The organism is Paenibacillus dendritiformis (genome assembly GCF_021654795.1).
Lineage (GTDB): Bacteria > Bacillota > Bacilli > Paenibacillales > Paenibacillaceae > Paenibacillus_B.
Genome location: NZ_AP025344.1, coordinates 769,274 through 792,159 on the forward strand (window position 1 = coordinate 769,274; position 22,886 = coordinate 792,159).

Consider the following 22,886-nt stretch of genomic DNA (forward strand, 5'->3'; position numbering starts at 1 on the left):
GGGGGATAAGAAGCGGCAGAAAATGAGGTGCAGGGAAGCATCGTAGGAGTCAGGGCTGGAACTGCGGAAATTGCAGGAGGAGAGTGTCCCGCAAAAAGCGGGGCGAACCGGAGAGGGGAGACGCATAGGTTATGTCTGAAGCTTATAAGCAAGCCGGGGTCGACATCGCGGCAGGCAACGAAGCTGTGGAGCGGATGAAAAAGCATGTGCAGCGCACATTTCGGCCGGAGGTGCTGTCGGGTCTGGGAGGATTCGGGGCGCTCTTCGGATTGGATGCGAAAAAGTATGAGGAGCCTGTGCTCGTCTCGGGCACCGATGGCATAGGGACGAAGCTGATGCTCGCCTTCGCGGCGGATCGGCATGACACGATCGGCATCGATGCGGTGGCCATGTGCGTCAACGATATTGTCGTACAGGGGGCAGAGCCGCTGTTCTTCCTCGATTACTTGGCTTGCGGCCAGGTTGTGCCCGAGCGCATCGAAGCGATCGTCAGCGGCATCGCCGAAGGCTGCCGGATGGCGGGCTGCGCCCTCATCGGCGGCGAGACGGCGGAGATGCCGGGGATGTACGCGCCGGGCGAGTATGATATTGCCGGCTTCAGCGTCGGCGTCGTCGAGAAGCGCCGCCTCATCACGGGCGAGAACATCCTCCCGGGCGATGTGCTGCTCGGACTCGCCTCCAGCGGCTTCCACAGCAATGGTTACTCGCTCGTGCGAAAGCTGTTCCTGGAGCAGGCCGGTTACACTCTGGATGCGCGGGTGACGCCGGACGGACGCGCGCTGGTCGATGTGCTGCTCGAGCCGACGCGCATCTATGTGCGCCCGCTGTTGGAGCTGATGAAGCGGGTGACGGTCAAGGGAGCGGCCCATATTACGGGCGGCGGCTTCCTCGAAAATATTCCGCGCATGCTGCCGGAAGGGACGGCGGCCCACATCGATTACGGCACATGGCCGATCCCGGAAGTGTTCCGCCTCAGCCGCGAGATCGGAGGCTTGACCTGGCCGGAGCTGTTCACGACATTCAATATGGGCATCGGCATGGTCGTCGCAGTTAGCGCGGATGAAGCGGCTGCTGCGGAGGCATGCCTGGCGGAGCAGGGCGAGGCGGTATACCGCATCGGCACGGTGACGAAAGGGGCACGCCAGGTTCGGATTCCGGAGGTGGGCTGCTGATGCGCACAGGATATGAAGGGCAGGAGGCGGAGTACGCCGGCACGGGGGCGCTGCAAATCGCACCGTCCGCCGGCGCCTCCTCTCTGCCGCGCATTGCCGTGTTCGCCTCCGGCTCGGGCTCGAACTTCCAGGCGCTGGCCGAGGCGTCTCGGGCGGGGCGTCTCGGCGGGGAGGTCGCGCTGCTCGTGTGCGACAAGACCGGAGCCCGCGTGCTGGAGCGGGCCCGCGAAGCCGGCGTGCCGGCCGCGGTGTTCGAGCCGAAGCGCTACGAGACCCGCGGCCATTACGAACGCGATGTCCTGCGGACGCTGGGGCGGCATGGCGTGCAATGGATCGCGCTGGCCGGGTATATGCGGCTCGTCACCCCGGTGCTGCTGGAAGCGTATGAAGGCCGCATCCTCAATATCCATCCCTCCTTGCTCCCGAGCTTTCCGGGCCTGCACGCGGTACGCCAGGCGCTGGATTACGGCGTGAAGGTGACGGGAGTGACCGTGCATCTGGTCGATGCCGGGATGGATACGGGGCCGATCGTGGCGCAGGAGGCGGTCGCGATTGGCGAAGACGATACACATGAATCGCTGCTCGCCAAGATTCAGGAGGTGGAACATCGCATTTACCCGCGGGTGGTGCGAAGTCTGCTAGCCGGGTCCCATACCAGCCAACGGGCCGGTCAAGAAGACAAAGCATGATGGAATTGACCGCTGTACCGTTTCATTGGGGCTAGAGGCCTTGCGAGGTGACGGCTTCTGTTTCCGGGGAAATGATGCTTTTGGTAGAGGGCAGGAGTTTCCCAAGGGGGGAGCTGGATTGCAGAGTATCGCATCTGGACGGGGTTTCTTTAACGCATTACAATGATAGCAGGAGAAAGTGCCTTTTTAGATACAAATGAAGAATTGCCAGAGGAAGAACAGCCGGTCTTAGACAGGCAAACGGGATAACGTGCAATAGCTTGCGATAACCCCCAATAGATTGAGAGCACCATACTAGATTGTGACAACACAATAGACAGTGCTATTGACGGAATATAAGTGATGGCCTGGAAATGGCGACTTGAATTAAGGGAGAGAGCAAAATGACGATTCGTAGAGCGCTAATCAGCGTATCCGATAAGACGGGGATTGTGGAATTCGCCCGCGCCCTGGCGGAAGCCGGCGTGGAGCTTGTGTCGACGGGCGGCACCAAGTCGCTGCTGGAGAGCGAAGGCGTTCCGGTTATCGGCATTTCGGAGGTGACCGGCTTCCCGGAAATTATGGACGGGCGCGTGAAGACGCTGCACCCGGCTGTGCATAGCGGCCTTTTGGCCGTACGCGGCAACGCGGAGCATACGCGCCAGATGGAAGAGCTCGGATTGTCCTATATCGATCTGGTGGCGGTCAACCTGTATCCGTTCCAGGAGACGATTGCGAAGCCAGGCGTAAGCTATGAGGACGCAATCGAGAATATCGATATCGGCGGGCCGACGATGCTTCGTTCGGCCGCGAAGAACCATGCCGATGTGACGGTGGTTGTCGATGCGGCAGATTATGCGGGCGTGCTGGACGAAATCCGCCAGCAAGGAGATACGACGCTGGAGACGCGGAAGCGCCTCGCGGCGAAGGTATTCCGCCATACGGCGGCGTATGACGCGCTCATTGCCGATTATTTGACGAAGCAGACCGGCGAGGCATGGCCGGAGCGGCTCACCGTCACCTATGAGCTGGCGCAACCGCTCCGCTATGGGGAGAACCCGCATCAGGGGGCGGCATTTTACCGCCAGCCGCTGGCGGGCGCGGGCAGCGTCGCGACGGCCGAGCAGCTTCACGGCAAGGAGCTCTCCTATAACAATATCAACGATGCCAATGCGGCGCTCTCGATCGTGGGCGAATTCGCGGATCCGGCTGTCGTGGCGGTGAAGCATATGAACCCGTGCGGCGTTGGTATCGGCAGTACTGTGGCCGAAGCTTACCGCAAGGCGTATGAATCGGATCCGACCTCGATCTTCGGCGGCATCGTAGCGGCGAACCGGCCGATCGATCGCGAGACGGCGGAAAGGCTGCATGAGATTTTCCTTGAAATCGTCATTGCTCCCGATTTCAGTCCAGAGGCGCTTGACATCCTTAAGCAGAAGAAAAATATCCGCCTGCTCCGGACCGGCGCGGAGCCTGCGCCGTCGGAGCGCAAGGCGGCCCGGCAGTTGACTTCGGTGGAGGGCGGATTGCTGGCGCAGGATACCGATGTGCATACGCTTGATGCTGCTTCCTTGAAAACGGCGACGGAAAGGGAACCGTCTGCGGAGGAAGTAGAGCAGCTGTTGTTCGGCTGGAACGTGGTCAAGCATGTGAAGTCGAATGCGATTGTGCTCGTCAAGGATGGCATGACGGTCGGCATCGGCGCCGGCCAGATGAACCGAGTCGGCGCGGCGCGCATTGCGATCGAGCAAGCCGGAGAGAAGGCGCGCGGGGCGGTGCTGGCATCGGATGCGTTCTTCCCGATGGGCGATACGCTGGAGCTTGCCGCGGCGGCGGGCATTACGGCGGTCATTCAGCCGGGCGGTTCGGTGCGCGACGAAGAGTCCATTGAGGTGGCGAACCGGAACGGCATGGCGATGGTGATGACGGGCGTGCGTCATTTCAAGCACTAACAGGAAAAGGCGGCAGGACGGTCATGAACCGGCTGAAGCGGAGATAACAGGAACGGGGGACTTCATCACATGAAAGTATTGATCATCGGCTCAGGAGGGCGCGAGCATGCGCTGGCATGGGCGCTGAAGCAGAGCCCGAAGGTCAGCAAGGTGCTGGTGGCTCCGGGCAATGCGGGGATGGAGAATGTCGCGGAGCGGGTTCCATTCTCAGTGACGGATTATGAAGGCATTGCGAAATATGCGCGCCACCATGACATCGATCTTGTCGTCGTCGGCCCGGATGATCCGCTCGCGGACGGCATCGTTGATGTGCTGCAGGCGCACGGGGTAAGGGTATTCGGTCCGGACCGGAAGGCAGCTGAGATCGAGGGCAGCAAGGTGTTCATGAAGGAGCTGCTGCGCGCCTACGGCATTCCGACCGCCGCTTATGCCGCATTCGAGGATGTGGAGGCGGCGAAGCAATATGTTTGCGGGCAATCGATGCCAATCGTTATCAAGGCGGATGGTCTCGCCGCCGGCAAAGGCGTCACGATCGTGCAGACCGTCGAAGAAGCGGAGCGGGTCTTGAATGAGGTAATGGTTGAAGGCAAGTTCGGCGCCTCGGGCAGCCGGGTCGTTATCGAAGAATTCATGCAGGGGCAGGAAATGTCAGTGTTGGCTTTCGTGGACGGCGAGACGGTATTGCCCTGCGTGCCGGCTCAAGATCATAAGCCCGCTTATGACGGCGACACCGGTCCGAATACCGGCGGAATGGGCACGTACAGCCCGCTGCCGCAATTCCCGGAAGAGGTGTTCACGCGGGCGGTCGAGCAGGTGATCAAGCCGACGGTGCGGGCGATGGCTACGGAAGGCCGCCCGTTCCGCGGCCTGCTCTTCGCCGGACTGATGATAACGCCTGAAGGGGAGCCGAAGGTGGTCGAATTCAATGCTCGCTTCGGCGATCCGGAGACGCAGGCGGTGCTGCCCCGCTTGAAGACGGATCTGTTCGACGTGCTGTGGGCTTGCACCGACGGTACGCTCGATCAGATCGAGCTCGAATGGCACGAAGATGCCGCCGTATGCGTCATCGTCGCCTCGGAAGGCTATCCGGGCAGCTATCGCAAAGGAGATGTTATTACCGGACTGGAAGAAGCGTCGAAGCGGGCGCTCCTCTTCCACGCGGGGACGGTACGGGATCAGGACGGGACGTGGCGGACGAACGGCGGGCGGGTGCTCGGCGTCGTCGGACGCGCCCCGGATCTCGCGGCGGCGAAGGCCAATGCGTATGAAGCGGTGCGCCAGATTCACTTTGCCGGAATGCATTACCGGACCGACATCGGCGACAAGGCCAACCGCTCACTGGCGGCCGGTTCTGCGGGGACCCGGTAGTCTGGCGGTATCCCGAAATTAGAACAGGCATGATTGGATAATTGCTTTTATTTCGACAATTCATTAGAGAAAGCCGTGACTCTTGGCCGCTTACCAGTGGCTGTGGAGCCGCGGTTTTTTGTTTGCGGGAGAAGCTCGTTTTTATTACGTCTCGCGTACACGCATGGGAATCGATGTTTTTAAGCTCTTATGCGCAGTCTCCCCGTTACTCAGGATCTGAGTTTTCCAAGTCCTTTTCACCTTGTAGGGAGAAAATCTTTCCTTAGATCGCATTGAAGCTGAACCACCGTCTTGAAAGAACTGGTTCTGGATCTCATGCAGAAAATATTACCTGAATGGAAACGCATGGAGAGAACACGTTTTTATGAGCATAGCAACCTCTCTTATCTCTGTTCGTACCGTTCGCGAACTGAATGCAACTGGGGGGTTCAAGCTCTTATGGGCAGTCTCCCCGTTACTCAGGATATGATTATTATTTTAGTCATTTATGGGGAAATGAGATTTTTTCTTGTTAGTGTTAGGGTCAAATTGTTTTCTTGAACAACTGATGCTAGAGTTCCGGTGGCACGCAACGGCGTGCCTGGCTGTACCTGACTGGTTGGGATACCGGAGCAAAAAGGAGCGGAAAGGACGCCCCTGACTGGATGGGAGACTGAGCAAAGTGAATCGGAAAGGACGAGCCTGACCAAATGGGATACCGAAGTAAAGAGGAGCGGAAAGGATGCCCCTGACCAGATGGGATACCGGAGCAAAGAGGAGCGGAAGGACATCCCTGACTGGATGGGAGATTGAGCAAAGTGCATCGGAAGGGGCGCGCCTGACCAGATGGGAGACCGAAGTAAAGAGGAGCGGAAAGGATGCCCCTGACCAGATGGGATACCGAAGCAAAGAGGAGCGGAAAGGACGAGCCTGACTGGATGGGAGACCAAGCAAAGTGCATCGAAAATGTCACTAAATTGTGGGTGTACGGGAGTACGGATCTGCCGGGAGGCGTCAGTTCGTATGCGGTAGCGGATGACAGTTGGACGGAAGAGGAGGCGGCCTAGAACCGAAGCCTGCGCTCGGCGACGATATCGTCGGCATCGATACAGTCGATAGCCGCTATGCGAGCATGAAGAGTCGGGAAGCCGCGGAGAATCGGCCGTATTTGCAGGTGCTGGCCACCGTGAAGGGTACGACGCCGCCAGTCACGAGCGATGATGCCGATGATGCATGGAACCGTCCTCCCGGCCAGTGACGCTAACGGCAGGCGATGAAGGGAGAGGGGGATGGAAGACGGTGTATCGTGTCAATGACGGACCGGCAACCGAGGGGGACAAGGTCGTGATTGAGGAGGAAGGCACTCATCTCATCCGTAATTACAGCATCGATCATGCTGGCAGTCGGGAAAGCGGAGAAACCGAATCAGGTTATGATTGACAAGACGGGGCCGGTCTTTGCTTCGGCGGTTCCTGTTCTATCGGAGAACCGGGTCATTCCCGCGTTTGAGGAAAGCCTTGTTCCGCGGGCAGCAGGCAGGGCAGGTTCGCAAAGATCTGTCGCCCCATCTCATGGTGCTTTACATTTTGTCGATGAAGAAATCCCGGCCCGGGCGGCTGGAGGGCGGCTTCGGCCTGCGCACGCTGGCCGAGCAGTTGATGACGATGCTGTGCCATGGCATTTCGACCCGATCGGAACGTGAAGCTGGGAGAATAATTTATGTTCGGATCCTCATACTAATGACGTAATCTACGTACGTCAGGAGGAGCGACTGATGAAGGATCCGTATCCGCTGGGTCATGCGTTGACTCAGTTGTATTTGTCCCAAGAGCATACCCGGGGACAGGAGGAAGCCTCTGCCATGGAAGCGATGCATCGAGCAGAGGAAGCCGATGCTTCATTCGAGGGCGATCCCGATGCCATCAGTGACCATTTGCATGCAGGCATGTCTGACGGTACGTTGGAGACACATCAGATGGTGCAGCGTTCTTACGGGCTGTACGATTGATGAATAGGCGGCTCTGCCTTGGCAGGGCAGCCGGGGGAAGGCCGCAGTTCCGCGCAAGCGGAGGCTGCGGCTTTGTCGTGTTGCCGGACGGCTAGGAGGAGTGATTCTTAACCGTCCTGGGTTGACACCGGGGCGAAGCCGGAGTACACTATGTTCTATAACATAGTAGGTTAATCGGAATTATGAGATATATGCTGTTCTTCGGGTTGGATATCGGGTGACTGGCGGGGAACTGGGAGAAGACCGGGGAGCCGAGCGCTGCGAGAATGCCGGGGACCAAAAACATTACGGCGGGAAAGGTGAGGAGAAGCGATGGAACGACATGTCGATATCCGGTGGCGGGATGAACGGTTGGCCGCTACGATACATTATCCGGGAGAGCGTACGCCTTATGAGCTGGGCGAGGAGAAGCGCGTGCCGGTCACGATCATTTGTCACGGCTTCGTCGGGAGCCGAATCGGGGTCGACCGCTTGTTCGTCAATGCGGCGCGCCGGCTGGCGGAGATCGGCCATCTCGTCATGCGCTTCGACTTCGCTGGCTGCGGAGAGAGCACCGGGGATTACGGTCGTCTCGGGCTGGATGATATGATCGAGCAGACCGGGACGGTGCTGGATTACGCGCTCGGGTGCGGCAATGTGGATCCGCAGCGGGTCACGATTATCGGGCATAGTCTCGGCGGGGCGGTCGCGCTGCTGACCGCGGTCCGCGATGTGCGGGTCAAGCGCCTTATTCTCTGGTCGCCCGTCGCCTATCCGTTCAACGATATTGTGCGCATCATCGGCCGGGAACGCTATGATGAAGCGGTGACGCGCGGGCAGTCCGATTATTTGGGCTATGCCTTCACCCGGACGTATTTCGATGCGCTCGGCAGGCATCAGCCGTTCCAGGAGGCCCCGAAGTTCAACGGCGACGTGCTGCTTGTGCACGGGACGAGCGACGATGTTATTCCGGCCGATTACAGCTTTCTCTATCAGAAAATATTTTGGATGCGGGGCGACGGACAGTGCGACAAGGAGATCGTCTTTCAGGCGGACCATACGTACTCGAGCGGACAGCACCGGGAGAAGCTGTTCGAGTGCACGCTGCAGTGGCTGAAGCGATGGGAGCAGCGCCAGGAAGAATGGGCGAACTGGAGCATTTAAGTTTAACGCAGCTGCAGGGGATGTAAGAACCGCCCGCCGTAAGGGCAGGCGAATGAAATGGATCACGGAGCAAGCGCGGGGCGCTGCTCCGTTTTTTGTCGTGAACTGCTTCTGTCTGGCCTTTCGGCGGAGTCATTTCGCAGGGGAAAGCATAATCTAGATACCAAAAAAGAAAAATAGAAGAATGAAAAACAGCAGGTGGCTGTGAATTTGCAATGAAAACGTTTCTTTTCAGCGGTTTTTGAAAAGTTGTGAAACTTGTCGAAAAAGCATGATTTCTAGGCCGGGCTTCGGCTACAAGATTCGACAAATGCTCACTTTCCATTTACGTTTTCTTTACAAAACCACCGGGTCATGTGATAAGATATGTAAGGCTTGAAAAGTTTGCAGTACCACACATACGCAATATTGATTGCAAAGGAGATCGCGGAATGTTCAAGAAAAAGGACGTGTTTTTCGAAACGCTGCAAAATATGGCGGATACGCTCGTCCAGGCAGCGGAAACGTTCGCAAACGGGGTAGAAGATCTGCAGGATGTCTTATCGTTCACGAAGGAAATGAAAGAACTGGAAAGCAAATGCGACGTTTATACCCACACCATTTTGACGGAGCTCAACAAGGTGTTCATTACGCCGATTGAGCGGGAAGACATCATGGCGCTGACGACGGCGCTGGACGATGTTCTGGACGGCATGGAGGCCAGCGCTTCGCGTTTCGACATGTACCAATTGCTTGAACGGGACGAGATTGTCGTATTATTTGCCGATGTCATCAAGCGCAGCGCCTATGAGATTCAGAAGGCAATCCGCTTGCTCTCGGAAAAGAAACTTCTGGCTATTCGCGAGCACAACATTCGGGTCAACGAGCTGGAAAATGCGGCTGACGATATTTACCGCCGCGGCATCCGGGCACTGTTCGCGGATGTGACCGATCCAATAGAACTGATCAAGCGCAAAGACATTTATGAACGGTTGGAGCAGACGACCGACAGCTGCGAGGATGTGGCGAATCAGCTCGAATCGATCGTCATGCGGAATTCCTGATAACTGTCGTAGCATAGGTAAGCCAAGGTACGAAGGAGGTTGGGGATTGCGCGGACGCATCCGGCTGCCGGCTCTGTGCAATCGTGAATAAATGGGAATGGATGTTAATTTTTGGGTCATCGGGATCGTGATCTTCCTGGCCCTGGCGTTCGACTTCATCAATGGGTTCCACGACACGGCGAACGCCATCGCCACGTCGGTCTCGACGCGGGCTTTGCCCCCACGCGTGGCCATTCTTATGGCTGCGGTGATGAATTTCGCCGGCGCGTTGACCTTCACCGGGGTCGCGAAGACAATCGGGGGAAGCATCGCCGATCCGGCGCAGCTCGACAACGGGCTTGAGATTGTGACGGCCACGCTTATCGCGGCGATTATTTGGAACCTGGTCACCTGGTGGTTCGGGATTCCGTCTTCGTCCTCGCACGCGCTCATCGGCGCGCTGGCCGGAGCGGTCTTCGCGGGAGCCGGGGCCGACAAGCTCAATCTGAGCGGCTTCAACAGCATTGTTATCGGACTTATTATCTCGCCGATTATCGCATTCATCGTCGGTTACATCGTCATGACGATATTGAAATGGATATTCGGCAGGCGCAGTCCGCATACCGTGAATAAAGGGTTCCGCACCTGCCAGATCATTACGGCGGCCTTCCAATCGTTCACGCACGGCACGAACGATGCCCAGAAGGCGATGGGGATTATTACGTTCGCCCTGGTCGCCGCCGGCCTGCAGCAGGAGATGGAGGTTCAGACCTGGGTCAAGCTCGCGGCTGCCACCGCGATGGCTCTCGGCACCTCGATCGGGGGCTGGAAGATTATTAAGACGATGGGCACGAAGATATTCAAGATCGAGCCTATCAACGGCTTTGCCGCGGATTTGTCGGCTGCATCCGTCATCATGTCCGCCACGCTTACGCATTTGCCAATCAGCACTACGCATGCGATTACCTCCGCCATTCTGGGGGTAGGCTCGGCGAAGCGGTTCTCGGCGGTCAAGTGGGGCGTGGCCGGGCGCATCGTGGTGACCTGGTTCATTACGATTCCGATCTGCGCGGGATTATCGATGTTGATCCTCAAATTGATTGACTTTTTGTTCTATTAAAAAGGGGAAAAAGCCGGCTCGGTGGAGTCGGCTTTTTGATATGCCTGAGAGCTATGCTTCCTGTCTGTTTTGACGAGTGCCGTTCGCGGTGCGGGGCTACCTTTTACGCCGTGAGGCGCTGCCTGTGCGGCGGTCCGCCGATCTTCGGCGGTTGCCGCTTCCCGATCGGGGGCTGCCGCCCGAATATCTCCGTCGTCTGCGCGGTGCGGCTTCGTAGTCACCGTCATCCGCGGTGCTCAGCTTTTTGCCACCTCCTTTGCCGGGCAACAGGGTTCCCATGAACATTTTGGCTACGGGCATAATCTGCTGGACGCTGCTCATGATCTTCTGCACCTTGCCCATCGTTTCGACAATGCCGTCAACGCCTCCGAGCCGGTCGATCATCGATTTGAGATCGCCCATGGAGAAGTTGCCCAGCAGCTTCTTATCCGGCTGAACGGCCGTCTCGATTGGCGTCTCGGCAACCGCATTGAACGGGACGATTGGCGTTTGCGGGTAAGGCGCATAACCGGACAGCTCCGGGTACCCTTCCGGCAATCCGGAAGGCGCGCCATTGTAGCTGCGGATGCTCATCCGGCCGCCGCCGGGGCGGGCCCGGGCCTGCATCCGGGCCGCCCTCTCCCTGGCTAGGGGAGATGAGGAATGCGTCGCATGGGGGCCGCGCATGCGGGGCACCGACATCAGCTCCACCTGATCCGGCATGCCGGGCCGCCCATTGCGGTGAGGAACTTTCATCTCATCACGACCTTTTTTCTTAAAATCATCATGCGTGTTAAAAAGAGACTGGAGATGGGATGTATGACTTTTTGCACGATCGCTATATTTTGGATTGTAATTGGGGATAGGTTACTATACAGTATGTGGTAGGCGAACAACACGTGTGGACGATCGCCCGTGGGTGGACGCCCAATCCTCCATGTAAGCGCTGTTATGGATGCATTTATTCATTAAAGCACGAACACGGTAACGCTTGAAAAGGCGATGTAAAGGCAGTACAATGAAATTACATGCGAAGAAGTAGGAGTGGATAAGGTTGCAATTGAAGAAATTGAATGATAAATCGATCGACCAGCTGTTTGAAGCGATTTTGACGCTGGAATCGCTCGAAGAGTGCTATATTTTCTTTGATGATCTGTGTACGGTAAATGAAATCCAATCCTTATCCCAGCGGCTGGAGGTCGCCCGGATGTTGGGCAAGGGCTGCACTTATAATCAGATTGAAGCGGAGACGGGCGCGAGCACGGCGACGATCTCCCGTGTGAAGCGTTGCTTGAATTACGGCAATGACGGCTATAAAATGACGCTGGAACGTCTGGGGCGCTAAGCGATGCGCTCGGGCCTGTTGGTGATCAGCCACGGTTCTCCCGACGGTTCCTGGGTTACACTGGTGGATGAAGCGATGGCGCAGGCGGCGTGGCCGGAAGGAGTGCCGATCGCTTCTTCTTTTTTGGGCTGCGTGCCGGGGCGGACGATTCAGGACGGCATCGATGAGCTGGAGGCGAAAGGGGCGGATGCGATTGGCGTCATCCCTTTGTTCGTCTCGGGCGGAAGCACGCATGTCGATGAGATCGCCTATGCGCTCGGCGTCACATCGGCGCCGCTCGCCGACACGGAGCTGGCGCCGTTCCGCCTGCGCGCGCAGGTGCGCTACGGCCGCCCGCTGGACGGGGCGGCCTTGTTCGCCGTGCCTGGCGGCGGGGCCGGGCCGGGCTATGCGGGCCCGGATGGCGAGCCCGAGGCGGGCACGGTCCTCCTCCGCATGGTGGAGGACCGCTTGCGCGGCCTCGGCGCCGGCGCGGGCGACGCGGCGCTGCTCGTAGCGCATGGCAGCCGGCACGAGCCGTTCGCGGGGCGCTGGCACGCGAGCCTGCGCCGCCTGGCGCGGCAGCTCGTGCAGCGCGGCGCTTGCGCGGCGGCGTCCCACGCGCTGCTCTGCTGCGAGGACATCGCCGAGGCGGCGCGCAAGCTGCAGCAGGCGCTGGCGGTGCTGCCCGCGGATGCGGGGCCCGGCCTGCTGGCGGGCGATCGCACGCTGGCGGCGCGCGCCGCGCTCGCCGAGGCCGCGGCCCGGGCGGGAATCGGCCGCCGGGAGCGGCGCGTGGCGGTGGTGCCGGTGTTCCTCAGCACCGGCTATTTCACGGCGCGGGTCATTCCCGAGCGGCTGGGCGATGTGCCGGCGCTCTATGACGGGCGCCCGCTGCTGCCGCATCCGGCCTTGGTGGAATGGCTCTCCCGCGAAGGGGAACGGCTGCTGGCCGGGATGACGGGGGAGAGCAGTTGAAGGCGGAGGCCGGACGCCAGACGCTGGCGGCGGGCCCAGGGCAAGCTCAGTCGGCTTAGGCAAGATCGGGAAGATGCCCGAAGGCGCATTTCACAGTGATATGTTGGATTTTCCATAGTATAATCAAGTAAGTAATCAATCTGTGAAGGTGCCCGGGATCAGGGAGCTGCGGGAGCAGGCATGGCGCCGGAATGGGAATAGAATGCAAACGGGTGACTTAAGGAATGATAAAAAAAGCAAGGTTAATCTATAACCCGACTTCCGGGCGGGAGGAAGGGAAGAAGCGGCTGGCGGACATTCTCCATATGCTGGACTCCGCCGGCATCGAGGCGACGGCGCATGCGACGGATGGCGCGGGGGACGCGACCGCAAGTGCGGCGGATGCGATCGACCGGGGCTATGACATGATCATCGCCGCCGGCGGGGACGGCACGCTGAACGAGGTCATCAACGGCATGGCCGGCAAGCCGTCGCGGCCGCCGCTCGGCATTATTCCGCTCGGCACGACGAATGATTTCGCCCGTGCGCTGGGCATCCCCCGCCATTGGGAGGACGCCTGCTCGATTATTACCCGGCAGAAGACGCGAGTCATCGATCTGGGGCAGGCGAATAACACGTATTTCATCAATATCGCGGGCGGCGGTTCTCTGACCGAGCTGACTTATGAGGTGCCCAGCAAGCTGAAGACGATGATCGGGCAGCTGGCGTATTACATGAAGGGCCTGGAAAAGATGACGAGCCTGCGGCCGACGGAGCTGCGCATCGAGGTGGACGGCCATGGCGTCTTCCATGAGGAATTCATGCTGTTCCTGATTGCGAATACGAACTCGGTCGGCGGCTTCGAGAAGCTGGCGCCGGGAGCGCGCATCGATGACGGCCTGTTCGATGTCATCATGCTGAAGAAATGCAACCTGGCGGAGTTCATCCGCGTGGCGGGAATGGCGCTCCGGGGGGATCATATTCTCGATCCGCTCATCATCCATGTCCAGTCGAAGCGGGTGACGGTGACGTCGCCGGATACGGTGCAGCTCAATCTGGACGGGGAATACGGCGGCCTGCTGCCGGGGACGTTCCAGGTGCTGCCGTCCCATTTGCGGATATTTGCCGACGTTCCGGAGGAGCTGCCTGAGCAAAGGTAGGAACGGCATCCCGCGCTTGTATGCGACTGGCCCGGCAGGGTGGGGGGAGCACCCGTGCCGCGAGTGCCGACGTGCCCTTGCTGCGGGTCATGCAGCGGCCTCAGCTGCGGCGCAAGCTCTGGCTATGGCGTCGCGGCCATTGTTGTGTGGCCTTGGCTGGCGTTGCGTAAGGAGCCCCCGGTTGCGGCATTGTGAACTGGCTGTAGCCGATTGCGTTACGCTCTGGGATGGGCGCGGCTGCGGCTTATGGCGTTGACGGCCGCGTTATGGCATCGGCCGGAGCGTGCGTGTTGCGGAAGCTGGAGGGCTTGGCCCGCTGCCGGTGAGGCGGGGTCAGGTCTTTTTTTGATAAGATAGGACAAGCAGGGGAAGGCAGGCGGAGGTTGATATTGTGTGATACGGCGGTCTCCTGCACTTGCTTGAAAGGGTGAAATCCAGTCAATTATGGGAATCCTGCAAATATGCAGTAATTTCATGCTTCTTCACGCCTATTTTGTAGAATTGCTGCAAGGATGCAGCTTTTTGAAGGGAAAATCGAAAGCTAGGCCGGAATTGAGTTAGATTGATGTATATTTGCAGGATTCTTTTTTTTCAGTAGAGGGCTCGGCGGGAGAGCTGTATTTTTGCAGGATTTTTTCAGCTATTGAAGGGAAAATGAAGTGAGTCGGTGCATTCTTGTTGGCCCGAAAGGTCTAGCTGTAAGTTCATGGGGGACGGTCTAGGCTGGTAGAGGGCATATCGAGAGCATTTTTTGACATGAGGATAGCAACCGAGAGAGCGGAGGATGTTGTAGTGAGAGGAAAAAAGCAAGGGAACGGGGCGGAGCGCCGGAAACATCGGGGAACGGCGGCAACGGCCAGGACGAGATCGGTCGGGATGGGAGCGGCGGAGGGGACCGCGGCGAAGAAGCGCGGCCGGACGGGACAGGCATTGACTTCGGCTCCGGTAAGCAAGAATGACGAGGTCGTGCTCGATATTATCGGGCTAACCCATGACGGCGAAGGCGTCGGCCGTGTGGACGGCTTCACGCTGTTCGTCAGCGGCGCGCTGCCGGGCGAGCAAGTGCGGGCGCTCGTGCTGAAGGTGAAGAAGCAGTACGGCTATGCCAAAGTATTGGAACGGCTCATCACGAGCCCGCATCGGGTGGAACTGGAGCAGCCGGCGAATGCGTACGGGGGATGCCAGCTGCAGCATCTGAAATATGGCGAGCAGCTGCGCTGGAAGCGGCAGCATGTCGTCGATGTGCTGGAGCGGATAGGCAAGTTCCAGGTAGAGCATGGAGCAGAGGATGGAGGCGCGGACGGGCAGCCGCCGATTAAGGTGCTGCCGGTCATCGGGATGGAGCAGCCTTGGCGCTACCGGAATAAAAGTCAGATGCCTATCGGGGCCGACCCGCGGACGGGCGAGCTGATTGGCGGGTATTTCGCCAAGGCGAGCCACCGCATTATCGATACGGATGTAAGCTTGCTTCAGCATGAGCGGAATGATGAGGCCATGCGCGCGGTAAAGCGGATTGCCCGCAAGTATGGCATTGCGCCGTACAACGAAGAGACGCACACGGGTCTCCTTCGCCATGCGATTATGCGCGTCGGCTTCCGTACGGGCGAGCAGATGATTACGCTCGTGACGAACGGAGAGAAGCTCCCGCATGAAGCGGAGCTTGTGGCCGAGCTGGTTGAAGCGTTGCCGCAGTTGGCGAGCATCTGCCAGAACATCAACACGAAGCGCACGAATGTTATCATGGGGGACAAAACCCGCGTCTTGTGGGGCTCGGAATATATTACGGATTATATCGGGGACATCGCTTTTAAAATATCCGCTCGATCGTTCTATCAGGTGAATCCGGTTCAAACGGAAGTGTTGTATGAGAAAGCGGTAGAGTATGCCAGCCTGAGCGGACAAGAGACCGTCATCGACGCCTACTGCGGCATCGGGACCATCTCGCTGTTCCTGGCGCAGCGCGCGAAGCGGGTTCTCGGCGTCGAGATCGTGGAGGAAGCGATCGCCGATGCGCGACGCAACGCCGAACTCAACCGCATCACGAATGCGGAGTTCGCTGTCGGCGCCGCCGAAGAGATCATCCCGCAGTGGAAGGAGCAAGGCATCACTCCAGATGTCATCGTCGTCGACCCGCCGCGCAAAGGGTGCGATCCCGGGCTGCTGGACACGATGCTGGCTATGCGCCCTGACCGGATTGTGTACGTCTCCTGCAATCCGTCGACGTTGGCGAGGGATTTGCGAGTGCTCGCGGATGGCGGATATACCGTAACCGAGGTGCAGCCGGTGGACATGTTCCCGCAGACGGCGCATGTGGAGTGCTGTTCACTGTTGGTGAGGAAAGACAGATAGCAGAGATGTATTGGCGTAGCAGAGGGAGTTCCCTCTGCTTTTATATGTCTGTTGAAAGTAATAATATGGTAGAATATACAACATAATATTGCAGGGGGTTTAGTTATACATGGAAAGTGCTGAGAAAATTCCAAAGGTCTTTATTTCATATTGTTGGTCTTCGGAGAAGCACAAAAAATGGGTTCTTTCTCTAGCAGAAAAGTTAGTTGCTGAATCAGGTGTTGATGTAATCCTTGACCAATGGCATGGAGAGATAGGGCATGATAGATTTCATTTTATGGAAGAAAGTATTAGAGATGCTGATAAGGTATTAGTCATTTGCGATAGAACTTACTGTGATAAAGCTAATAACAGAGCTGGTGGAGTAGGAACTGAGACTAGAATAATTACTCCTGAGGTCTATAGGAGCAATAAACAAGACAAGTTCATCCCAATCGCTTTGGAATTAAATGAACACAATGAATTATTACTTCCAGACTTCATGAGCAGTCGATTTGCACTAGGTATGATAAAAGAAGAAGAGTTCGAGAGTAATTACAAAAAATTAGAAAGGCTTATTTGGGAAGTACCATTATTGAAACCACCAGTCAGAGGAAAGAAACCTGACTTTGAATCTGAGAGTGAAAAACGAATTACTCCTACTAATACTAGACCATTGCTTAATAATTTCGATAAAGAAAGAGTCATTTGGTTATTACCCAGAGGATTCTTGCATTATACAGATATTTCATATCAGAGTCATGATTCTTGGGCAGTAGTTGCGTATTACTACAACTATGATGGAGAATGTATACATGGCACACATTACCACGACTCATACTCGAGAAGATGGGATGAAAGCATAGAAACACAATTTAGTAAACTATCAATTCCCGAAGCAGACTGGCAATGGTGCAGAGCTCCGTTGAATTTTCTTCAAGAGTTAAGGGAAGTGAGTGGACCAACTGATATACACAAGATGGTTAAGAATGAGCAAGAGTATGATTATCCCGTCTATTATTTTAAACCGGGGGAACCAATTTACCTTCCAGAAGTACCACCACAGTATAAGTTTTATTATGATACTGGTAACCTACGAGACATTCTTGTAGAAATTAGAGACAAGAAAACTATTTCGAGGTTACCAGAGGAAGAACTATTCAACAGGGCTATGACCATTAGACAAAGCGTTGCCTTGGAGTCTTTATCCTTCTTAGGCGAATCCCACCCATCATTATCATTTATTAATGAAGTTCTAAACGACTTTGACAAATCTTTTTCTTCAACTGACATTTTGTTGTGGTTTAGTAGATTGGATAAAATTATACAGAACACTTTGAATCATGAATGGGATAAATGGCAGAAACAATTGAAGGCTCAAAAGTATTAGACTTGCGGTGCTTGTCCTGTTTTTTTCTTTTCTTAAATTGCCCCTGTCCACATTACACTTATTGGGTAAGCAAATATAGGTTTTGCAACGATTATTCATATAACTTAGTAATGCTGAACTTATCAGGATAACCGTCCATAAGGGCGGTTATTTACGTCCGACACGTATTTCAGGAAAATTGAATACGCATCTAACGCCTGTAAAGTCTTCCATAGGCTTTCTCAATCGAAGGATAGGCACTGGGGTAGGTCTATATGAGGTATACTCTCAGAAACTGAATATGGACGTTTTGAGGGCGTGCAACAATAGCCGCCCCTATTTTCATCCTACATTCTGATAGATTAGTTCTTGTGCGAGAGCAGGAATGATAAGACCGTCAAGCAAAAATCCATCTACATCCCCTTCAATATGTGTCAGGAACATAGTGAGCATGTCCGCTGTTTGTGACTTTACCGCCGCCGTTATCTTTTGCCTGTCCTTCCTCCCTATTCCTCTCCATTCACGTTTCCCACAAGTGATACTTTTCAGTAAGCATCTCAAGCCTGTCATTTCATGTGTATCAGGTATGAAGTGGTATCCTGCCATCTTTTTGAAGTCTTCCCACTCATACTCCGTTATTGGCTTTAGTTTGGGCTTGAATCGAAACTCAATTCTAGTCAGTGGAACAGAATCAATACTTTTCACTTCTTTCAGTTGCTTCTGCTTGTCGTACTGACATACTGTGCATTGCGAATTGACCGCCCCATAATAAAGCGTTGAATCATATCGACTAATCTTCAAGTTAGTCGGCGGTGGCAAGAGAAAACAGTCATCATAAGGGGTAAGGAAGTCGAAAGCAATATCAAGTCTGCTTACCTTCCATCTCTCAGGCTCAATCATATTGAATATTTCCAATGCTTCAAATGGTGGGTTAGCAGGATTGAAGGAAAGCATAGCGTTGAAATGGCGGCAAACGTATTGCTTCTTGTGCAGAAGCCACACCGCAAAGAAGTTAGGTTTACTCTGATAATAACTATAATGGAAGTAAGGGTTTTTCGAATTATTTAAGCCCTTTTTACGGGGAGAGATGGATATGCTAGACCAGTTCATCAATGAAGGGTTACGGGTAAGAGTGAAGCAACGGTAAAGACTTACCGCCATGCTCTGCAAAAGTTCAACCAGTGGCTTGATGGTTGCGGCACTACTTTAGAGTATTTCAGCCGTACTGACGTTCAGCAGTACATTACATACATGGCAAGCAAAAAGAAGACAGCCGCGACCATTAATAAGGTCTATAATGCCATTAAGAAGTTCTGTCGGTGGGCTAAGAAGTTGGGTTGTATTGAGTAGATTCATATCATCAAAGCCCCCGACTACAAGCAAACTGCCCCGAAAGCCCTTGACAGGCTTGAGCGGAAGCGGCTTGAGCGAGAAGTAGACAGGGACGGTAACAAACGTGATTTTGCCATCATCAAAACTTTACTTCATACAGGCTTGAGGGTATCCGAACTGGTTGCCCTAGACAGGTCAGACGTTGATTTAAGCGAACGCAAAGGCGAGTTGAGGGTAACGTCAGGTAAAGGCAACAAAACCCGTAAAATGCCCTTGGACGCTGATACAAGGTGGCCTATCAGGAAATACCTTGAGGAACGGTCAGACGATAATGAAGCCCTGTTTATCAGCAATAGAGACAAACGTATCAGCGTTAGAAGTGTACAGCATCTTTTAGAGCAACATGACCTACACGCTCACCAACTACGCCACACGTTCATCACAGGGCTTGTCAGGGCGAATGAAGATATAGCGGTCATTCAATCACTAAGCGGTCATAGTTCAGCAGACATGATACTGCGATACTCCAAACCCTCCGAAGAAGACAAGCTAAGAGCCATTGAAGGGCTTTATAAGGACTAATACAAGCAGAGCCATCCTGATTAGGGCGGCTCTTATCTTACGTTCTACGGGCTTCTACACGCTTCTAATTTGACCCCACCCCGGTGGCGATTGTTTTACTTTTTGTTGTCGCGACAAAGTTTACCCTCGTATGCTCCCTGCCAAATTTTCTGGAAATGTTGATGTACGCACATCGTCATTCCTATTCGACGAAAATTTCAGTCAATACGTTCCTTGTCCAAAAATAAAAGCCCCTGCAATTTGATATTTGAAGGGGCGTAAAGGACTTAGTTCTGTAATTTTAAAAATTCTATACCGTCAGTTACTTCTCTAGTTATCCAGTTACGATTATTATCCCATAAGAGTAATACTGAATCCTTTGTCTTTTCAGACTGCGTATCTAATTCATTAATTAATCCTTCAAAACGTTCCCTACCGCTTAATCCAATCTATGAAGATTCGGGGCGCGACGGCTTTTTAACGGCTGTCGTGCCCATATTGATTTTATTAAGAAATAGTCCGAAAAGCGTGAACCATTTCAGTTGTTGTTTTGAAACGCATTGATTTATCTGGATGTAGTCCTTTATTTACAAACTCCCGTAACTTCAAATTAGGTATTGCGTCTGTATTGGTTTTTCCTGCCATCACAAAATAAACAATCCTTGTTAAAGCATATGTTTCATGCAGAATGCTATAAGTATCAAATCCATCAACAACAAGAGAAGGGTCATTGAAGTAACCCTTAAATTCAGTGTTAGCAGTTGTAAGTGAGCTATCTGGGACTTTAACTAAACCAAAATCTGCGATTTTCACAACATGAATATCGTGGTACTCTTTCAGTAAAATATTTTTTGGACTAATATCTCTGTGCAATCTATCCTTTGAGTGGATATATTCAAAAGCCCGCAAAATTTGATTTACAATACTCTTTCGTAACCCTATTGCCATTGATGAATTATTTTTTTGGATGAAGCTATCAAGAGTATAGTCCATGTATTCCATTATATATTCGTTGTTGGCTTCATTGTACTGATAGACTTCAAGAATATAAGGTGACGAAAATTCTTTCATCTCGTCAAATTCACGTCTAAATCTTTCAAGTTCTTTTGGTGTTAAGTCCTTTTTTGCTCGTTTTAACACAAAATTTTTATCATAAAACGTATCCCGATACTTATAAACATTGGCGTATGAACCATTCCCAATTTGTCTTAGTGAAAATGATCTTGTTGTTTGAGGATGGTCTATTGTTACAATACTGTTCGGAGTAAAAAGCGGTATAGTATAATATAAATCTATTTTCTTCATATGCGGGGGGAGAGCGCTTCCGCCGCTTGAACTTAAAAAATCGCGGCATTTCTTTATTAGCTCAAAATAATATTCAGTTATCTCAAATGCAAGCTTTGTATTTTTGAGAGCAGTATACAAGCTTAATGCTATTTCGATAGTTTTTATTAGCTTCCTGCTAGGGTCTGCCCAGAAATGTGCACCATTGTCATTGGTAGGAAGTCGCTCGTTCATAGTTCTAAATAATGAAATAAAATCATAATGAAGTGTTGCCAGTATCTCGCGTAATCTTGCATGCTCTACACTGATGTATAATTCTGAGAATTCTGCGTTTATTGTGCTGTTAGAAAGCAGTTCTCTATATTGCGCTTCAATATAATTTTCTATGTTCATCTTATACCCCCTTCCCTAATAAAAAACGATATAGGTTTATTGAAATAGTCACCGTGCAAAACAGGGATACTACGACATTTATAGTTTTTTGATTAACGTGTTATATACTATCGAGTTTTTTTATTATTTTTATCCGTATAAATGAGTAGAGCAACAGCGGGGTCAATGTTTTCTTCTGCTGCTAAAACATTTATTGATACAACAATTAAGGGCTGAGCTTTATCAAACGGCGCGTACATATGCTTTACAATTTGATGAACTTTTGAATAAATGTAGGTTCGCTTTGGAGGCGTTAAAGCATTATACTCATTCATAATGTCTTCGTACGACATAATGCTGCCTGTCAAACACTTTATTGCTTCAAGTATATTATTTCTTTTTTCAATTTCCATGTGTCACCTACCTGTAGTCTTGCCACAGCAAGCGAACATCAAAAAAGTTAATAGGGTGGTTTGTTATTAGTTCGCCCATCTGTACCTTTTCTGTTGTATCATAAAAATAATAGTTAACTTCGTTTATATTAGGATTGTTGTTTACCATATTGAATATATGAGTATCATTATTAGGCGATAATCCGACCACAGTAAGGTTGCCACTAATAGATTCAAATTCTTTAATTGGATATGTTTCACTAAAATTCAAATCTGGATTTTCGCCTTTTAATTTTGTCGCTTCATTAAATTTTCTTACTATTTCATTTGTGTCATTTTCCCATTCATCTATAGATTTTTTTATAACAGGGTTATTTTGATAGGCAAGAGCCATCTTTTCTACTGCTTCATTCGCCTGCATCCCTTGTTTAATCACAAAAAGTTTCGAGTTCCCACAGTAAGTAGTTAAAGCATTTGAATAGAGGTAATAAAAATCTTCATCAAGATTGTAATTTTTCATTGGGCTGTCACTTAACTTATTCCTTAGCGATTCTTGATTGTAAACATCGGCTTTTATGTGGAATGCCCCATGCAAGTAATTAACATTTTTTTCTGAGAAGGTTTCAACATTTCTATCGTAGTTAGTTGTGAATAGATAATCATACTTAGAAAAGAATTTTTTTAATGACGCAGGGTAATTTTTATAGATTTCGTTAACTTTCCCCTGATTATAAATAGAATAGAGAAAGAAAGTTTTTAGAGCCTCTCTGATATAGTATTTTTCTGGATTAACTATCTTGTTTTTATAGCAAAAGAGGTCATATATTAAGTAATAGTCCTCAAATCCTATATTTGGAATAGATAAACTTTTGCACTTTCCATATCTACGAATAAAATCATGTAGAGCAAATTTCTCGTCGGTTGAAAAAGCAAATCTATTATATTGATTAGAGAGTATGGATCGTACTTCTAAAAATAGATAACCTAATAACGATAGAATTAGTTCTGGGTCATCTACAATGATATGCTTGGGAAAATCGGCTTCTTTTGTACTTCTAATTGCCCGTAATATTATTGACTTATTTAGATTGTCAGCGCCACCAAATTGTATGTTAATGCCGTTGCCAAACAAAAGTGTATCCATGAAATCACTCCGTAAACATATATAGAAAATTGTAGCAGATAAATAACGTTAGTACCACCCTAAGGGCGAACTGTGAAATCGCATTAGGTTGGCGTAAAATAATTAGCGAATACTGCCACATCAAAATTTTGTCCATTTTACACAAACCACACATGTGGAGTGCTGTTCACTGTTAGTGCGGAAGGACAATTAAATCAGAGATGTAGTGGCGGATAAAGGGGGTGTCCCAAAAGTCATTGAAAATGACACGGG

The 22,886-nt window shown here is 52.7% G+C and carries 24 protein-coding genes; 19 read left to right on the top strand and 5 right to left on the bottom strand.

The features are described 5' to 3' along the window. Window positions 1-131: 131 nt before the first annotated feature. The 12 genes from purM to L6439_RS03370 all read left to right on the top strand — a co-directional run bounded on the left by purM (window position 132) and on the right by L6439_RS03370 (window position 10,432). The gene (gene purM / locus L6439_RS03315) at window positions 132-1,172 is read left to right on the top strand and encodes a phosphoribosylformylglycinamidine cyclo-ligase (protein ID WP_168182846.1); all 1,041 of its coding nucleotides are present in this window, start codon (window positions 132-134) and stop codon (window positions 1,170-1,172) included. After that, a complete protein-coding gene (gene purN / locus L6439_RS03320; RefSeq protein WP_213470376.1) occupies window positions 1,172-1,861 on the top strand; it encodes a phosphoribosylglycinamide formyltransferase in 690 nt (229 codons plus the stop codon). The genes purM and purN overlap by 1 nt, the downstream gene beginning before the upstream one ends. 383 nt (window positions 1,862-2,244) lie before the next feature. Continuing rightward, entirely contained in the window at window positions 2,245-3,792 is a 1,548-nt protein-coding gene (gene purH, locus L6439_RS03325) for a bifunctional phosphoribosylaminoimidazolecarboxamide formyltransferase/IMP cyclohydrolase (protein WP_168182847.1), read from the top strand. Window positions 3,793-3,861: 69 nt separating this feature from the next. Continuing rightward, window positions 3,862-5,160, top strand: a complete 1,299-nt coding sequence (gene purD / locus L6439_RS03330) for a phosphoribosylamine--glycine ligase (RefSeq protein ID WP_213470378.1) — start codon at window positions 3,862-3,864, stop codon at window positions 5,158-5,160. Between the two features lie 857 nt (window positions 5,161-6,017). Next, window positions 6,018-6,206 (top strand): hypothetical protein, encoded by a 189-nt coding sequence (locus L6439_RS03335; protein WP_213470380.1) that lies wholly within the window; start codon window positions 6,018-6,020, stop codon window positions 6,204-6,206. Next, window positions 6,182-6,397 (top strand): hypothetical protein, encoded by a 216-nt coding sequence (locus L6439_RS03340; RefSeq protein ID WP_168182851.1) that lies wholly within the window; start codon window positions 6,182-6,184, stop codon window positions 6,395-6,397. Before L6439_RS03335 ends, L6439_RS03340 begins: the two co-directional genes overlap by 25 nt. A gap of 41 nt (window positions 6,398-6,438) precedes the next feature. Continuing rightward, window positions 6,439-6,579 (top strand): hypothetical protein, encoded by a 141-nt coding sequence (locus tag L6439_RS03345; RefSeq protein WP_213470382.1) that lies wholly within the window; start codon window positions 6,439-6,441, stop codon window positions 6,577-6,579. 77 nt (window positions 6,580-6,656) lie between these two features. Beyond that, window positions 6,657-6,887 carry a hypothetical protein gene (locus L6439_RS03350; RefSeq protein WP_237096730.1) on the top strand — a complete coding sequence of 77 codons (231 nt, stop codon included), beginning with the start codon at window positions 6,657-6,659 and terminating at the stop codon, window positions 6,885-6,887. Between the two features lie 26 nt (window positions 6,888-6,913). Further along, window positions 6,914-7,147 (top strand): hypothetical protein, encoded by a 234-nt coding sequence (locus L6439_RS03355; protein WP_168182854.1) that lies wholly within the window; start codon window positions 6,914-6,916, stop codon window positions 7,145-7,147. 312 nt (window positions 7,148-7,459) lie between these two features. Then, window positions 7,460-8,290: an alpha/beta hydrolase gene (locus L6439_RS03360; RefSeq protein ID WP_168182855.1), complete on the top strand. Its 831-nt coding sequence runs from the start codon at window positions 7,460-7,462 to the stop codon at window positions 8,288-8,290. A 431-nt stretch (window positions 8,291-8,721) separates the two neighbouring features. After that, window positions 8,722-9,333: a DUF47 domain-containing protein gene (locus L6439_RS03365; protein WP_168182856.1), complete on the top strand. Its 612-nt coding sequence runs from the start codon at window positions 8,722-8,724 to the stop codon at window positions 9,331-9,333. 97 nt (window positions 9,334-9,430) lie between these two features. After that, complete coding sequence (locus L6439_RS03370) at window positions 9,431-10,432, top strand: inorganic phosphate transporter (protein WP_168182857.1); 1,002 nt, start codon at window positions 9,431-9,433, stop codon at window positions 10,430-10,432. Between the two features lie 96 nt (window positions 10,433-10,528). Here L6439_RS03370 and L6439_RS03375 read toward each other — a convergent pair whose 3' ends face one another. After that, window positions 10,529-11,167 carry an oligopeptidase gene (locus L6439_RS03375; RefSeq protein WP_213470386.1) on the bottom strand — a complete coding sequence of 213 codons (639 nt, stop codon included), beginning with the start codon at window positions 11,165-11,167 and terminating at the stop codon, window positions 10,529-10,531. Between the two features lie 298 nt (window positions 11,168-11,465). Between L6439_RS03375 and L6439_RS03380 the strand changes: the two genes are divergently transcribed. The 5 genes from L6439_RS03380 to L6439_RS03400 all read left to right on the top strand — a co-directional run bounded on the left by L6439_RS03380 (window position 11,466) and on the right by L6439_RS03400 (window position 17,570). Then, complete coding sequence (locus tag L6439_RS03380; RefSeq protein WP_006678246.1) at window positions 11,466-11,756, top strand: YerC/YecD family TrpR-related protein; 291 nt, start codon at window positions 11,466-11,468, stop codon at window positions 11,754-11,756. Between the two features lie 3 nt (window positions 11,757-11,759). Then, window positions 11,760-12,713 carry a sirohydrochlorin chelatase gene (locus tag L6439_RS03385; protein WP_213470388.1) on the top strand — a complete coding sequence of 318 codons (954 nt, stop codon included), beginning with the start codon at window positions 11,760-11,762 and terminating at the stop codon, window positions 12,711-12,713. A gap of 224 nt (window positions 12,714-12,937) precedes the next feature. Further along, window positions 12,938-13,852 (top strand): diacylglycerol kinase, encoded by a 915-nt coding sequence (locus tag L6439_RS03390; protein WP_172878987.1) that lies wholly within the window; start codon window positions 12,938-12,940, stop codon window positions 13,850-13,852. Between the two features lie 792 nt (window positions 13,853-14,644). Continuing rightward, window positions 14,645-16,201 carry a 23S rRNA (uracil(1939)-C(5))-methyltransferase RlmD gene (gene rlmD, locus L6439_RS03395; protein ID WP_213470391.1) on the top strand — a complete coding sequence of 519 codons (1,557 nt, stop codon included), beginning with the start codon at window positions 14,645-14,647 and terminating at the stop codon, window positions 16,199-16,201. 109 nt (window positions 16,202-16,310) lie between these two features. After that, window positions 16,311-17,570, top strand: a complete 1,260-nt coding sequence (locus L6439_RS03400; protein WP_213470393.1) for an SEFIR domain-containing protein — start codon at window positions 16,311-16,313, stop codon at window positions 17,568-17,570. A gap of 321 nt (window positions 17,571-17,891) precedes the next feature. Here L6439_RS03400 and L6439_RS03405 read toward each other — a convergent pair whose 3' ends face one another. Continuing rightward, on the bottom strand, window positions 17,892-18,719 hold the full coding sequence (locus L6439_RS03405) for a hypothetical protein (protein WP_213470395.1): 828 nt from the start codon (window positions 18,717-18,719) through the stop codon (window positions 17,892-17,894). On the opposite strand from L6439_RS03405, the gene L6439_RS03410 reads away from it, so the two are divergent. Together L6439_RS03410 and L6439_RS03415 are read left to right on the top strand one after the other, a co-directional pair. Beyond that, complete coding sequence (locus tag L6439_RS03410) at window positions 18,714-18,899, top strand: site-specific integrase (RefSeq protein WP_237096887.1); 186 nt, start codon at window positions 18,714-18,716, stop codon at window positions 18,897-18,899. The genes L6439_RS03405 and L6439_RS03410 overlap by 6 nt on opposite strands. Before the next feature lie 144 nt (window positions 18,900-19,043). Next, complete coding sequence (locus L6439_RS03415) at window positions 19,044-19,463, top strand: tyrosine-type recombinase/integrase (RefSeq protein ID WP_420540573.1); 420 nt, start codon at window positions 19,044-19,046, stop codon at window positions 19,461-19,463. 486 nt (window positions 19,464-19,949) lie between these two features. On the opposite strand, the gene L6439_RS03420 is transcribed toward L6439_RS03415, so the two are convergent. From L6439_RS03420 to L6439_RS03430, 3 genes are all read right to left on the bottom strand, one after another. Then, a complete protein-coding gene (locus L6439_RS03420) occupies window positions 19,950-21,119 on the bottom strand; it encodes a protein kinase family protein (protein ID WP_213470397.1) in 1,170 nt (389 codons plus the stop codon). 107 nt (window positions 21,120-21,226) lie between these two features. Next, window positions 21,227-21,511, bottom strand: coding sequence for a hypothetical protein (locus L6439_RS03425; protein WP_213470399.1), 285 nt, complete (start codon window positions 21,509-21,511; stop codon window positions 21,227-21,229). Window positions 21,512-21,518: 7 nt separating this feature from the next. Further along, window positions 21,519-22,634, bottom strand: a complete 1,116-nt coding sequence (locus tag L6439_RS03430) for a hypothetical protein (protein WP_213470401.1) — start codon at window positions 22,632-22,634, stop codon at window positions 21,519-21,521. Window positions 22,635-22,886 lie beyond the last annotated feature (252 nt).